The sequence below is a fragment of the Salimicrobium jeotgali genome, assembly GCF_001685435.2.
In the GTDB taxonomy this organism is placed as follows: Bacteria; Bacillota; Bacilli; order Bacillales; family Halobacillaceae; genus Salimicrobium; species Salimicrobium album.
Genome location: NZ_CP011361.2, coordinates 2,430,393 through 2,444,236, shown reverse-complemented (window position 1 = coordinate 2,444,236; position 13,844 = coordinate 2,430,393). Strand labels below are relative to the sequence as shown.

Sequence of the window (13,844 nt, the reverse complement as noted above, 5' to 3'; positions counted from 1 at the left end):
TCCATTATAGTTTCATACTTTTGGCGAAAAGACGATTAATAAAGATCATTGCTATAGAATTTGCAACCAGTAGTTTTACAGTTATGGAATGAACATTAGTTTCTTGTAAATAGGCAAGGCTATTCAAGCCAACAGGTATTAATCCCGAAGGATTCAACCCTGGTAGCATTAGAACCATAAATACACTTACAATAAGTAATCCATTTGTAGACTCTTTACTCATCCAATTAATGATGAATATCACTAATATGTAAAACAGCATTTGTAAAAAGCCATTAAGAAAGAACTGATAGAACATTTCGGTGTTTAGAATACCAAGTATTGAGACAACCATACTTTTTCTGAAACCATATAATAACCCTGCAGTTATTGATACTAAAGCAAGCAAGGTCAGGAAGAGGATGAGAGAAAACAGTACTTTTTTCATCCAACTCCAAAGCCATTTATAAAGGTTTTTATATCGTAGAATCTTGTAGAAGCTTAATGTGCCCATTTCATTACTGAGAAAGAGTTGCACGAGATAAATAAATCCAAAGTACACTATTGTATAGTAGAAAAACGACATATACGAAAAGCTTTCAGTAGTGACCCCCATTGATGAAAGTGCCCAAACATCAAGAATTGTACTTTCCGGTAAATCACTGAGGGAGTTCGCTCTGTGAATAATTCCGACTAAACATAGAGTGGAAAATAAAATGTAAGGAATGTATGCTTTTATGTTTTTAAATTTATCTTTCCTTGTATCTAAAGTATTTAGTGCAAGAATCAATATTAATGCGATAACGAACAAAGCAATTAAGTTGGGAAGAATGCTCTCAAAAAAGGTTAATGCCTTTGCTAATGATAGGTAGGTACTTGGTGAAGCAAAAGCTATTGAGTTAGGAATTAACTTAAACCCAACGGTAGATAGAAGAAATACTACTAAGCTAAGAGACAGAATTACATATTTGTTTTTTGTTAATACGTAAAGAATAGCTAAAGTCAAGTGTATTAAACATATAGTGAGAGGGAGCAAAAGCACTTGTATTAAAAATGGTAAAGCAGGATGAAAGAAATAATTATTTAATTCCATCAAAGTATTCCCAGGTGTGGCTGTAGAACTTAGTGGGCTCCAATCTCCGGAAATAGGAAAACCAATCATTAAGAAAACTGAAACGAAGATCCAAGTTATAAAGATCGGGCTAACTACGAGAGTATATTGTTTCAAGTTTTCGAGTGCCCACCTCCTAAAAGAACCTAGTCGAATGAGGCTAAAATAGCTGAATTCTTCTAAGATCACTTTAATAGACAAAATTAAAGTAAGTGGAATAATAAAATAAACAATTAAGTATAGGTCATTTAAAAACCTAAGGCCAATATCCCAATTATTAATAGGGATAGAGTACTCCGCCGATTCGCTAGCTATACCCCTTTTTAGCAAGGAACCATAAATGAAAAAAGTGATTCCCAATCCAATCACTTTTAGATTAACCAGGTTATTTAATATTTCTTTGAAGATATTTTTGCTAGGACTCATCTTATATCATCCATTCTTTTCTGTTCTTTTTAACGTATAAGAAGGTTCCAAGTAGAATAATTACAAGAAACGTGAATGGTAATAGCGCAGTCCAGATGGGTTGTTGTTCAATATTGAAGGGGAAAATAGTACTCAGAGGGGAAAATCTTGGTATGTTTAACACCCCAGCAATGAAGTTGAAAACGTGATAATAAACAAAAGGTAAAGATAAAGCTACAAATGGATTTTTTATTACTAACAGCAATAAAAAGGCAATGGTGCAGTAAAGAATAGTGTTTAGGGAGACCCATAATGAATAAACGATTCCATATGCAAAATCCCCATAATTGTTGAAGATTTGAGTGAAAGTAGCATCCACTGCAACCCTAGAGTTCTGTTCAATTTGATTGTAAGTAACAATATCTAAAGAAGGTTCTATGTAAAAGACGAAAAGAAAAGGTAGAAATATCAAGAGAAATGTTGATATACCAGTTACAAGTACATTTGTTATACCTTTACTTGTTAAATAAGTATGTAAGGGAACCCGGGGCGTTGTGTATTTAATGAAATTATTTCTTTGTTCTTGTATAAACATTGGCAAATACAAAACTACTATGATAGCAGGGAATAATAAAGGTATTATTGTGGAAATGGTTTCGTGAAAAACCTCCATGGGTTTATAAAAAATGTAGCTATCGTAAATACTATAGAATTTCAGCGCTGGTAGTAAAATTACCATAGCTGCGATTAATAGGCTGGTTTTTCTTATTAATGTTCTTTTTAATTCAACTTTCACTTGATTACCCAGCATTTTTCATCCTTCTCTCTACTATATGTTTCTGTATTAAGAATAGACTGTATCCTAATATGTTCAATGCCGTTAGGCTTAGCACCCACTTTATAGTTAGTTTGTTTTCATTGTGAAGCTTTATGCATCCCCAGATGGCGAAGAGAGTGTAATAAATCGATAGTCCAATTGCAAATAGAAGTACTCCTATGACTCTTACGTCAATAGTTTGAATCCTCACGAAAGAATTGCCGCTCGAATAAACCAGTTCGCTTTTCACCCAAGAAGGTAGCCAGTTGTTCTTAGTTAAGGTAAGTGATTTAGTTTTATCAGCGTTACTATGGAAGGAGGTTCCTAGAATAAATAAGCTTTCTTCATTTGTAAGTTCAGTCATTTGGTTAGGACTCTCTAATATTGAGTAACCTAGATCAGCAAACTTTTGATCATTTATGCTACCTATTTGCATTGCGACTATTAGACAGGTTATTGCAATCAGAATCCCAAAAATACTTACATTCAACAATTTTTTGGCGAAACTTTTTTCTTGAAGTTCCATCAAAAAAATTATTTGGTTTGATTGTTCTGTTCCGCCGAAACGTTCTGTTGCTATCAAAAAGGCTTCTTTGCGGGAATAGCCTTCGGTCATTAACTCTTTTACGGAATCTATAAGATGTATTTCTGTTTCTTTTTTTAACTCCAAAGTTTCAGGATTGTTTGGATTTGCTTTTTTATAAATGTTATTGACATATCTACTTACTTCCTGCACTAGAATCACCTCTATCTGTAGCTAAAAAAGTTTCAATGATGTTTTTAAAGAAATTCCATTCAGATACTTTTTCCATAAGTGAATTAGCACCTTCAGATGTAATTTTATAATATTTTCTACGTGGACCACTGCCTTGTACCTGACTCCAATAAGCTACAACCAAATTATTTTTAGAAAGCCTTTTTAATGAGAGGTACAAAGTGGCTTCTTTAATTTCAAATTGATTCTGGCTTTTATCTCGAACCAGTTTAGCAATTTCATATCCGTACATATCTTTTTCTTTTAAGAGTGAAAGTATGATGATATCTATATTTCCTTTCAGCGTTTCTTTTCCGATATTCAATTAATTACCTCCCAAAGAACATTTTGACTACATTGTGATATAAAGTACTTAATAATACAAGGGATGACTGGTTTATATTACAATAAATTGATATTTATGAATTTTGATTTTTCCAGAGTTTTATCTTACAAAAAGATGATTAGAACTTCCTTCTCCAAGCAGGGGGTCTTTTCAGGAAAGGGCGCATGAAAAGCGAACCTCCGGCTTAGCCCGGAACTTCTAACCGGAAGTTTTCGCTTTTCTTTGTGCATGTGGCTTGCATACGCAGGGAAAGGCTGATTAAATTAATCTGTATGTAACATTAGAAGAAGGGGACGGTTTCCATGGAAACAAATGACTGGTCACAAGTTCAGAAAACGGAGGGTCCGCTGACGCTCGTAATTGCCGATTTTGACGGAATGCATCTCGGTCATTACAATTTATTGCGCCAGGCCCGTAAACGGGGGCATCAGATAGCGGTACTTGATACTTCCGTAAAAGAAGAACGGCTGCTCACCCCTTTTCATCATAAAAAAGAACTGCTGGAGTCTTTCGGCATAGACTTTTATTATAAAGAATCGGATGAAGAGAATATCAGGCAGGGTGTGGAAACACTTGCACCCTCGCATGTTATAATAGAAGAAGAAAATTCAGCTGTCCGTGATGCTGAAGTCCTTTCCATTCAACATGTATCGGCTCCGGAAATCAGGACGCTGATTGAAGAAGGAAAAGTGGAAGCCGCCACAGCCAAACTGGGCCGTCCCTATGCCATGAAAGCGACGGTCACAAGAGGACAGGCTCTTGGTCGTGAGCTCGGGTTTCCTACAATAAATCTTGGTGGTGCGGATGAATACGTAAATCCCGCTCCCGGCGTTTACATCGGGTCTCTTCTCATTCACGAAGAGACACCGAGGAGTTATTATGCATTGATCAGTGCCGGATACCGTCCGACGGTGAAAGGTACCACCTATAAAGTGGAAGCATATATTCTGGACTTTCAGGAAGACATTTACGATAGAGATATCACACTTTCTTTCTTAAGGCACATGCGGGGAGAAGTCGATTTTGACGGTCTCGATGCGCTGGTGGAACAGATGAAACAGGACGAAGTCGACGCACGTGAAGTTTTGGGATTACAACAAAGAAAAGGAGACTGACTCCCATGGGGTAGTACTTGTAGAAATATGCGACAGCAACTTACTGAGCACGATAGACGCAGAAGGGATTCTGGAAGAGGAGTATCCGGCAGTGGATGTGCTGATCAGCGACTGCCTGTCCTATTGCGGTCTTTGTGCCATTAAACCTTACGCTCTTGTAAACAACAAACGGGTTTTCGGCCATTCGGCAGAACAGGCGATGGACAAGATCCGTAAACAGATAGATGAAGAACTTGCAGCTTTCACAGAATAGAAATGGACGTGGAACAGATGGAGTCACTGAAACTCAGCCTGCGCCTTCCGAAAAAAGAGGCACTCTTTCAACTGAATAGAAAAGGGATCACCAGCACGATCGGCTATCTGTTCGTGCTGCTTCTTGTACTTTTTCTCCCTAACATCTACAGTGCTATCACGACGTTCGAAAAAGAACTGACCGAAGTGGCGAGAGGTCTCTATATGGCGCAGGCGCTCGTTTTTTACCCGCTGCTGATCATTTTTCTAATTGTAGCAGGTGTAACTATCATCGCTGGGGGAGGGCTCCTTCTTTCCAAAGTACTGAAAAGAAAGCTGCGGTACCAGCAGGTTTGGAAGATGACAGCGTATGCCCTGACACTTCCGCTCGTTTTTTCTACGTTATCGACTTATATTGGCCTCCCGGACTACGTAACAGTACTTGTATTCATTACTCCGATCAGCTATTTGCTTTATAAAATGATAACGGTGTATCCGAAGAAGCGTCCCTGACGCTTCTTTTTTTTGTGCTGTGGATCCTTTTGCGTGACCTTGAGCCGGCATTTCGCTTTCCGAAGGTCACGATTCCCGTCTAATCGTTACTTTCGTAGGGGAGCAGGGAAGGGGAAAGGCACGATTCCTTGATAATCGTGCCCTTCCGGAAGAAAAACCGGAGCTGAAGGTCACTATACAGCTCCCGCCACCGAATTTTTACTTGGGTTCGGAGCGAGGATAAGGTAAGATAATGAAACATTACAAAGAGGAGGGATAGCGATGAAGAGTGCACTGGTGTTCCAGTCTGATTTCGGTATAAGTGATGGTGCTGTCAGTGCTATGTACGGAGTGGCCCATTCCGTTGATGAACAGCTGCAGCTGTTTACACTGACGCACGAGATTCCGGCTTTTCACATATGGGAGGCCTCGTACCGGCTGTGGCAGACAGCGGGATACTGGAAAAAGGGGACCGTGTTCGTATCCGTCGTTGACCCGGGCGTCGGTTCTAAACGTAAAAGCGTCGTAGCAAAAACTGCAGACGGCCATTACATAGTAACTCCGGACAATGGGACACTCACCCATATTCATGAGGCGGAAACGATCGTGGAGCTGCGGGAGATTGATGAGCAGACAAATCGTCTGCCGAACTCCGGGGAGAGCTACACGTTTCACGGAAGAGACATTTACGCCTACACAGGTGCGCGGCTTTCCTCAGGTACGATTACTTACGAAGATGTGGGTCCGTTGTTACCTGCAGATTCCTTTATTTCTCTCCCTCTTCATTATCCGGAGGCCGACGGAGAAAAGATTGAAGGTACGGTGGATATTCTTGATATCCAGTTTGGGAATCTGTGGACGAATGTGCCGCGCGAAGCGTTTCATCAACTGGGTATTACTCACGGGGATTCCGTGGAAGTTACGATCGAACACGGGCGACGGCAGCATTTTCACCAGCTGATGACGTTCGGTCATTCATTTGCGGATACGCATAAAGGAGAGCCTCTCGTATACATCAATTCCCTTGACCGTCTTGCTGTAGCGATCAATCAGGGTTCTTTCGCAAAAGCCTACGATGTGGGCACGGGGCCGGACTGGCATATTCTTTTCAGGAAGTTGTAGGTTGAAAGGTGTAGTAAAATGGGTATAGTGAAACAAAGAGAGAGGGGAGATTTTACATGAATTACGTACAGCTACATAACGATGTGTCGATGCCGCAGCTTGGATTCGGACTCTGGCAGGTAGAAACGAAAGATGCGGAACCGGCAGTAACGAAAGCACTTCAGACCGGCTACCGCTCCATTGACACGGCAGCCATTTACGGGAACGAAGGTCAGGTAGGAGAAGCGATTGCCAAAAGCGATATCCCGAGAGAAGAATTGTTCATTACGACCAAAGTCTGGAACAGTAATCACGGGTACGAAAAAACGCTTGAGGCTTTTGAAGAGAGTCTTATTAAACTGGGCGCCGACTACGTGGATCTTTATCTCATTCACTGGCCGACTCCGGAGTATGACGACTACGTGGAAACCTATAAAGCGATGGAGAAGCTTCAGAAGGAAGGGAAGGCCCGGGCGATAGGTGTGTGCAACTTTGATATAAGTCATATGCAGCGTCTTCTTGATGAATGTGACGTGAAACCTGCGGTGAACCAGGTGGAATGCCATCCTTACCTTGCACAAAAAGATATTAAAGACTTCTGTGAGGAACACGGTATTCAAATGGAAGCATGGAGTCCTATTATGCAGGGCGGAGAAGTGCTTGAGAATCATTATGTGCAGGAGATAGCTAAAAATCATGATAAAACAGGAGCTCAGGTTATTCTGCGCTGGCATTTGCAGAACAACCGGGTAGTTATCCCGAAATCGGTGACCCCTTCCCGTATCGAAGAGAACTTTGATGTCTTCGATTTCGAACTGACGCAGGACGAGATGGAGAAACTGGACAGTCTGGACAGCGGTACGAGACTCGGACCGCGTCCTGCCGATATGAATGTAAAATAATGTACGAGGTGGACAACGCGGGCGAGACGGCCCGCGTTTTTTATGGAAAAAATTATATGACGAAATAACGCGGTCCGAAAATCTGATATACTTGAATAAGCAGAACCGGAATGGAGTCCGGGTGACGGAAGGAAGGTGTTTTCATGATTTTACATAAGAATGAATTCAATGATCACGATATGGGGAAGCTTGTGAAAGGGGCTATCGTTCCGAGGCCGATCGCCTGGGTTTCCTCCATGGATGGAAACGGAAGAAAAAACCTTGCCCCCTTCAGCTTTTTTACGGTAGCTTCGCTGGACCCGCTGACGCTTGCCCTCTCCGTCGGCGAACGGGAAAGGGAGAAAGATACGGCCTTCAATATAAAAGAAACGGAAGAGTTTGTAGTGAACATCGTGTCCGAATCGCTGGCGAACGCCATGCACGAAACGAGCAGGTATTACAGCGCGGAAGAAGATGAATTCGAAGTGGCGGGTATTACGGAAGCGGAAAGTGTTTACGTCCGTCCGCCGCGCGTCATGGCTTCTCCGGTGAGTTTCGAGTGCAGGCTGACGCAGGTAATGGAAATAGGTACATCGAATCTGATTCTGGGAGAAGTCATCGGCTATCATTTACGAGATGATATTTATATGGAGAAGGATAAAGTGGATCCTCATAAGCTTCAGGCTATCGGCCGCATGGCTGGGGATTACACTTTCGTACGGGACTTTTTTCCGTTGCCAACCGATCAGCTTCCGGAATAAAATATATAGAAAGAACAGGACAGGAGGAGAACCATTATGGATTATTATTCACTCGATGAGCTGGAAGTAATGCAGCAGAACGATTTCATCAGGGCTGCTGTGGACCGTGTGGGAGTGGGAGTCGTCATTGCCGACCCGGAGCAGGAGGATACGCCGGTCGTTTACGTAAATAAAGGTTTTGAGGAACTCACGGGTTATGAGGCGAAGGACGTGCTTGGACGGAACTGCCGCTTTCTTCAGGGAGAGGATACAGAATCAGAAAACCTGGACAAAATCCGGGATGCACTGAAAAGCAAAGAGAATATGAAAGTGGAGCTTCGCAACTACCGCAAAGACGGATCCGAATTCTGGAATGAACTGCAGATATACACCGTGTTCATCGAAAAATTGAACCAGGATTTCTTCGTCGGAGTACAGCAGGATGTGACGAAAAGAGTGGAAGCGGAGCGTCTCGTCGGACATTATTCCACGGAAGTGAAGCGGCTTTCCACACCGATCGTACCGGTGGAAGATGGAGTGTCTATTTTGCCGCTGATTGGAAATGTGGACGACGAACGTCTCCAGCAGATGCTTGATGCTGTCAGTAACCACGTTCAGGAAGAGAAGGAAGACTATCTGATTCTTGATTTATCCGGAGTTTCCTTCTTCAACGAAGAAATACATATAGGAATCTATCAGCTGAACCAGCTCCTCAATCTGATGGGGACCACTCTCATACTGAGCGGTGTCACCCCGAAATTCGCTATGGGGAGCACACCTTACGCCAATTTCAGCGAGCTTTCCCTGAGAAGTTATACTTCCGTCAGGCAGGCGCTTGAAAGAATCAGAAACGACATTCAGATATAACTGATCGTTTGATCGGCAGAGAGTTACCAGCTTCTCTGCCGGTCTTTTTTCATATTCGGAATTATGCGAATAAAAAGCTGCCTGTTACAATTCCGATCAGCACTACCCCCCAGGCCGGTACTTTGAAGAAGTGAAGGAGGGAAAAGAGTGACAGCGCCAAAGCGAAAGAAGTGTTCGAATGAATGGCACTTGTCACGACGGGATCGTAAAAGGCGGCCAGCAGAATACCGACGACGCTTGCGTTCACTCCCATCAGCACACCCTGAAATCCCGGACGGCTCCGCAGCTCGCTGAGAAAAGGCAAAGCGGCGATCAGAAACAGGAAAGAGGGGAGAAACATGGCGATTGTCGCGACTGCCGCCCCGCTCACACCTTCAATCATGGTTCCGATATAACTTGAGAAAGTGAACAGCGGGCCTGGAACAGCCTGAGCTGCCCCGTAACCGGCGAGAAACTGATCCACATTCAGCCACCCTGACGGCACGATCTCCCGTTCAAGCATAGGGAGGACGACATGGCCGCCTCCGAATACGAGAGAACCGACGCGGAAGAAGGTATCGAATAGTTGTATAAGAATGTGCTCTGTCTGCCGTGCAAGGACGGGCAGTACCAGAAGGAGGGAGACAAGCAGAGCAAGAGCGCCCGCACCCGCTTTTTTCGAAAAAGTGACGGGGAAGGGGGCGGCGTTTGTATCTGCTATTTTTTTGAACAGAAATCTTCCGGCTATCCCTGCCACCCCTATGATCCCGAGCTGCATCCACGCGAACGGGAAAAGAAGCATAAAACAGGCCGCTATTATTGCAATCGTCTGCCTTTTCGAATCCGGCGTCAGTTTTTTTCCGAGCCCGATCAGAGCGTGCAGCACGACGGCGACAGCCACCACTTTTAAACTATGGATGAACGGAGCATCCGCCAGTTGGAAATTCTGATACAAAAGCGCAAATAGCACCAGAATAATCACGGATGGAAGTGTGAACCCGAGCCAGCTGATAATACCGCCGGCGAGTCCCCCTCGCAGCATGCCGATGGATATTCCTACCTGACTGGAAGCGGGACCGGGAAGAAACTGACAGAGGGCGATGATGTCGGCGTACGTCTTATCGTCAAGCCATTTTCTCCGGTCGATGTACTCTTCTTTAAAGTACGCGAGATGAGCGACGGGGCCGCCGAAGGAAGTAAGCCCGAGACGAATGGATGATTTCATTATCTCAAAGAGATGTCTGTTATTGTTCTTCATATTGAAAAAAGCTCCTCTCGAGACCGATTTTATTAAAAAAAGAAAGGACGGGATTTTTTCCTTCCCAGGAGGTCAACCTACAATATACGATGCGGGGCGAACACCGTCAACATTGTAAAACGGTAACATTTTGTTTAGAATTGAAAATAATTATCAATAAGAATCGGAGGCGTTGAGATATGAAAGATGTAATTGTAATCGGCGGAGGAACAAGCGGACTTTATGCCGCTTACTACAGCTGTATGAGAAATATGGACACGCTGGTGCTCGAGTACCACGAGGAAACGGGAGGAAAAGCAAAAGTATTCTATCCGGAGAAAGAGCTGTATGACGTTCCCGGCTTCAACGGAATTACAGGCGAGGACTTTGTTTTTGAAACGCAGAAACAGGCGGAACTGCTGGCTCCGGAAATAGAGACGGGTGTCATCGTTGAAAACCTGGAAGAAAAAGAAGACAGTGTCGTCGTAAAGACGAATAAAGGCGATTACGAAGCTCTCAGCGTCATCCTCGCTTCCGGACTCGGAGCGTATGACACGGTACCGCTGCCTCTTCAGAAAAGGGAAGAATTCGAGCCTTACTCCATCCACTATACGCTTGAAAATCGGAAACGCTTCAAAAACAAGCGGATTGCCGTATATTCCAACTTCCGTATCGGAATCGACTGGGCCCTGACAATGGAAAAAGAGGGAGCGGCCGCTGTCAGCTTGATCAACCGGGATGAAACATTCCGGGCGGTTTATGAGCACGATGAAGAACAGCTCGCTGCATCTTCCGTGAATGTATTCCGTAATACGGAAATCGACGATCTCGAAGGAGAATCGGGAGCTCTCATGCGTATTCATCTTTCCAATGGGGAAAGTATCGAAGCGGACCACCTTCTTGTATATGAAGGGGTAAGCATAGGTAAAAGTGTATACAAAGACTGGGGACTCGAAGTGGAAAAAGGAAGAGTGACTGTGGATACAGAAATGAAAACAAGCGGAGCCCGGGTATTTGCGTGCGGAGATGCTGCCTATTACCCTGGGAAAACGATGCTTCTTGCTTCGGGGATGTCCGAAGCCATGACAGCTGTGAACAGTGTGAAACAGCTGCTGAATCCGAAAGCTCCCCCTCAAGTTTACAGTACGGTCGTTTATAAACACCATAAGCCCGGGGAGGATATGGACGAATGACATCGATCTGTCTCGTACGACACGGAGAAACAATGTGGAACAGGGAACATAAACTCCAGGGGGGCACGGATATCCCGCTTAATGATACAGGGGTGGAACAGGCGAAACAGTGCCGGGACTATCTGAAAGAGGACGCCTGGGACATGCTGGTGACAAGCCCGCTGGAAAGAGCGAAGCATACAGCAGAAATCATCGGGGAAGGGCACGGTCTTCCCCTTACAATCATGGAAGAATTTCGTGAGCGCCACTTCGGGGAAGCTGAAGGAATGCGTGAAGAGGAAAGGCTGGCCGCATATCCGGACAAACAGTACCCCGGACAGGAAGACAAGGAGGTTTTCATAAATCGGGTGATGACGGGTGTCCGTCGTCTGACTGAAGAATTTCCGGATCGCCGCGTGCTGCTTGTTGCCCACGGCGCGGTTATTAACGCTATACTGACGGAAATCTCCGGTGGGAAAATCGGAGCCGATCGCTTTAAGCTTCTGAACGGATGCCTCACGAATATCGAGTTTATGGAAGGGGTCTGGAAAGTCCACGATTACAATCAGGTCACTCATCTTTCCTGAGTAATGTTATATAAAAGAAAATCCTTGGTTGTACCGCGGGGATGGTGCCTGTCTTTTCCGAAAGGCAGACCGGTCCTTTATTCATTTATAAGCAAAGTGTTATAGATCCTGCTTTTTGTCCCCCTCGCAAGTTGAGGAGGGGGGGAGAGTAAGGATTACATAGAAATTATTACCTTCACTAATGGTTCCCTTTTCCAGCTGTCAGGAAAAGAGCTTTTTCTTTCGTTTCAGCCACCCATTCCCGCTGAAGGGAAGGATTTCAAAAGTTCCCTGAATAAACGAATGTGATTCCTGCAGCAGAAAGAAAAAAACCGGATGCCAGAATCCGGTTTTTGCAATCTTATCCATACTTTTTCTGGTGCTGCTTTTTCATAGCCAGATATTCTTCGTCTTCCCGGACTTTGATCCATTTCTGTTCGAAAATCCGGGCGGACTCGGCTTTCTCTTCATCTATATCGCGTTCTTTGACGTTTCCGTCTTCGTCGTACTTTTTCCCGCCTTTGTAATTAGCGTACCTTCTGGAACGGGTGTAGCCCATCTGCAGAAATTTCCGGGCCATGTCCATACCGACAAACTCGTTGTTCTTCTTGTAATCAAGGTACATATTGTATATAGCTTCCGAGGATTCCCGGGCAATTTCAGGAGTCTTGAAGCGCCAGTGTGCGAGGATCTCGCTTTTATAGGGCTCTACGAGCAGGACGCCCTGCTCGCCTCGTCCCACCCGGTATTTCTCGGGGTTCTTGCGGAAGTCGATGGTGTCGAAATCGAAGTCATAATCAAAGCTCATGTTCAATCACCCCGAACATGTTCAAATCCAGCTCGTTGGAAAGGGATTTGACGAGGGCACCACCGGCCGTGCTGTTTCCTTTAGCGTCAATCGCCGGGCCGATGACCCCTATTCCCATACGTCCGGGTACAGCACCGATAATAGCTCCGGAGACACCGCTTTTTAGGGGGAAACCCGCTTCCACAGCGAACTGACCGGACGAGTTGTACATCCCGGACGTAAGCATAATAGATTTGACGGTTCTTAAGTGTTCCGGTGAAATGAGGCGGATATTCGTTTCCGGATCACGGCCTTCGTTAGCCATAAAGTGGCCGACCCGGGCGAAATCTTCGGTACACATCATGACAGCGTTAGTACGGAAATAGAGATCAAGCGCTTCTTCCGGAGCCATAATCATAGCTCCCGTACTTTGCATGAAATAAGCGAGGGCACGGTTGCGGGCTCCATTTGATTTCTCTGCTTCGTATATTTCTTCGCTCATCACTAAGTCGGGATTTCCGGTGATCTGTCTGATGAATTCCATGAATCTTTCGAATCGCTCTTCAACGGAACCGCCTTTAATAAGAGCGGCAGTGGCGATAGCCCCGGCATTGATCATAGGATTGAACGGCTTTTCCGTCTGGTGTCTTTCCAGCTGACCGATCGAGTTGAAGAAGTCTCCCATCGGTTCCATACCGACCATATCGAATACGCGCTTCTTCCCGAAGTCGTTCAGCGCGAGCATCAGCGTAACGATTTTAGCCGTGCTCTGCATCGGAACGTACAAGTCGGTCCTCCCGGCATGGAAATACTCCTCACCGGTCCAGACCGTAACTCCCAGTACGTCTTTTTTCGTATCGTCATACATAGGAATGACCGGTCTTACTTCCCCGTCTGATGCGTAGGGAAGACTGTCTTCCACTATCTGTTCCAGAAGCTGATTGGATAATTGAGCCATAAGTGAATTCTCCTTTATTGAATGACTTAAGAGTATAGTAGATGTGCACGAATCATTCATTTTTTTAAAGTGTACCCTCATTTTTACCGTTCTATGCCTGCTTTTCTTAATAAAAAAGGTAAAATACTATGTATAAAACTGCGTTTCATGTTATTATGAGAAAGCATAGAATATACACAAATTCTGCGATAGGAAGAGTACGTTCTTTTGCCCATCCCAAGAGAATCACCGGCTGGTGGAAGGTGACAGGTGGAGAAGAAGGGAAGATCATCCTGGAGAAGCGTCGTTGAAATGAGTAGATGCCGC

Annotated in this window: 16 protein-coding genes and 1 other annotated feature (1 of these 17 only partly in view); of the genes, 9 read left to right on the top strand and 7 right to left on the bottom strand. The window is 44.5% G+C overall.

Annotated elements, in window-relative coordinates; translation table 11 throughout:
* Positions 1–4: 4 nt before the first annotated feature.
* The 4 genes from AAV35_RS12275 to AAV35_RS12260 are packed head-to-tail and all read right to left on the bottom strand — an operon-like array spanning position 5 to position 3,391.
* Positions 5–1,516, bottom strand: coding sequence for a hypothetical protein (locus AAV35_RS12275; RefSeq protein WP_008591182.1), 1,512 nt, complete (start codon positions 1,514–1,516; stop codon positions 5–7).
* Between the two features lies 1 nt (position 1,517).
* Positions 1,518–2,306, bottom strand: a complete 789-nt coding sequence (locus AAV35_RS12270; RefSeq protein WP_008591184.1) for a hypothetical protein — start codon at positions 2,304–2,306, stop codon at positions 1,518–1,520.
* Positions 2,296–3,048, bottom strand: coding sequence for a permease prefix domain 1-containing protein (locus AAV35_RS12265; RefSeq protein ID WP_008591186.1), 753 nt, complete (start codon positions 3,046–3,048; stop codon positions 2,296–2,298). The genes AAV35_RS12270 and AAV35_RS12265 overlap by 11 nt, the downstream gene beginning before the upstream one ends.
* On the bottom strand, positions 3,032–3,391 hold the full coding sequence (locus AAV35_RS12260; RefSeq protein ID WP_008591188.1) for a PadR family transcriptional regulator: 360 nt from the start codon (positions 3,389–3,391) through the stop codon (positions 3,032–3,034). Before AAV35_RS12260 ends, AAV35_RS12265 begins: the two co-directional genes overlap by 17 nt.
* A gap of 323 nt (positions 3,392–3,714) precedes the next feature.
* On the opposite strand from AAV35_RS12260, the gene AAV35_RS12255 reads away from it, so the two are divergent.
* From AAV35_RS12255 to ytvA, 7 genes are all read left to right on the top strand, one after another.
* Positions 3,715–4,527 carry a riboflavin kinase gene (locus tag AAV35_RS12255; protein ID WP_008591190.1) on the top strand — a complete coding sequence of 271 codons (813 nt, stop codon included), beginning with the start codon at positions 3,715–3,717 and terminating at the stop codon, positions 4,525–4,527.
* Positions 4,490–4,780: a YuzB family protein gene (locus tag AAV35_RS12250; protein ID WP_008591192.1), complete on the top strand. Its 291-nt coding sequence runs from the start codon at positions 4,490–4,492 to the stop codon at positions 4,778–4,780. The genes AAV35_RS12255 and AAV35_RS12250 overlap by 38 nt, the downstream gene beginning before the upstream one ends.
* Before the next feature lie 17 nt (positions 4,781–4,797).
* Positions 4,798–5,271, top strand: coding sequence for a DUF1189 family protein (locus AAV35_RS12245; protein WP_008591193.1), 474 nt, complete (start codon positions 4,798–4,800; stop codon positions 5,269–5,271).
* Between the two features lie 261 nt (positions 5,272–5,532).
* Entirely contained in the window at positions 5,533–6,372 is an 840-nt protein-coding gene (locus AAV35_RS12240) for an SAM hydrolase/SAM-dependent halogenase family protein (RefSeq protein ID WP_008591196.1), read from the top strand.
* Between the two features lie 56 nt (positions 6,373–6,428).
* Positions 6,429–7,253, top strand: a complete 825-nt coding sequence (locus AAV35_RS12235) for an aldo/keto reductase (RefSeq protein ID WP_008591198.1) — start codon at positions 6,429–6,431, stop codon at positions 7,251–7,253.
* Between the two features lie 143 nt (positions 7,254–7,396).
* On the top strand, positions 7,397–7,993 hold the full coding sequence (locus AAV35_RS12230; RefSeq protein ID WP_008591201.1) for a flavin reductase family protein: 597 nt from the start codon (positions 7,397–7,399) through the stop codon (positions 7,991–7,993).
* 36 nt (positions 7,994–8,029) lie between these two features.
* A complete protein-coding gene (gene ytvA, locus AAV35_RS12225) occupies positions 8,030–8,839 on the top strand; it encodes a YtvA family blue-light photoreceptor (RefSeq protein WP_008591203.1) in 810 nt (269 codons plus the stop codon).
* A gap of 61 nt (positions 8,840–8,900) precedes the next feature.
* Here the strand turns inward: ytvA and chrA are convergent, their stop codons facing one another.
* Positions 8,901–10,076: a chromate efflux transporter gene (chrA, locus tag AAV35_RS12220; protein WP_008591204.1), complete on the bottom strand. Its 1,176-nt coding sequence runs from the start codon at positions 10,074–10,076 to the stop codon at positions 8,901–8,903.
* Between the two features lie 179 nt (positions 10,077–10,255).
* Between chrA and AAV35_RS12215 the strand changes: the two genes are divergently transcribed.
* Positions 10,256–11,248: an NAD(P)/FAD-dependent oxidoreductase gene (locus AAV35_RS12215; protein ID WP_008591207.1), complete on the top strand. Its 993-nt coding sequence runs from the start codon at positions 10,256–10,258 to the stop codon at positions 11,246–11,248.
* A complete protein-coding gene (locus tag AAV35_RS12210; RefSeq protein WP_008591209.1) occupies positions 11,245–11,814 on the top strand; it encodes a histidine phosphatase family protein in 570 nt (189 codons plus the stop codon). The genes AAV35_RS12215 and AAV35_RS12210 overlap by 4 nt, the downstream gene beginning before the upstream one ends.
* Before the next feature lie 340 nt (positions 11,815–12,154).
* On the opposite strand, the gene AAV35_RS12205 is transcribed toward AAV35_RS12210, so the two are convergent.
* Both AAV35_RS12205 and glsA read right to left on the bottom strand, forming a co-directional pair.
* On the bottom strand, positions 12,155–12,601 hold the full coding sequence (locus AAV35_RS12205; protein WP_008591211.1) for a DUF4385 domain-containing protein: 447 nt from the start codon (positions 12,599–12,601) through the stop codon (positions 12,155–12,157).
* The gene (gene glsA / locus AAV35_RS12200) at positions 12,591–13,538 is read right to left on the bottom strand and encodes a glutaminase A (RefSeq protein WP_008591213.1); all 948 of its coding nucleotides are present in this window, start codon (positions 13,536–13,538) and stop codon (positions 12,591–12,593) included. Before glsA ends, AAV35_RS12205 begins: the two co-directional genes overlap by 11 nt.
* A gap of 176 nt (positions 13,539–13,714) precedes the next feature.
* Positions 13,715–13,844, top strand: a binding site (T-box leader) (it continues 88 nt past the right edge of the window).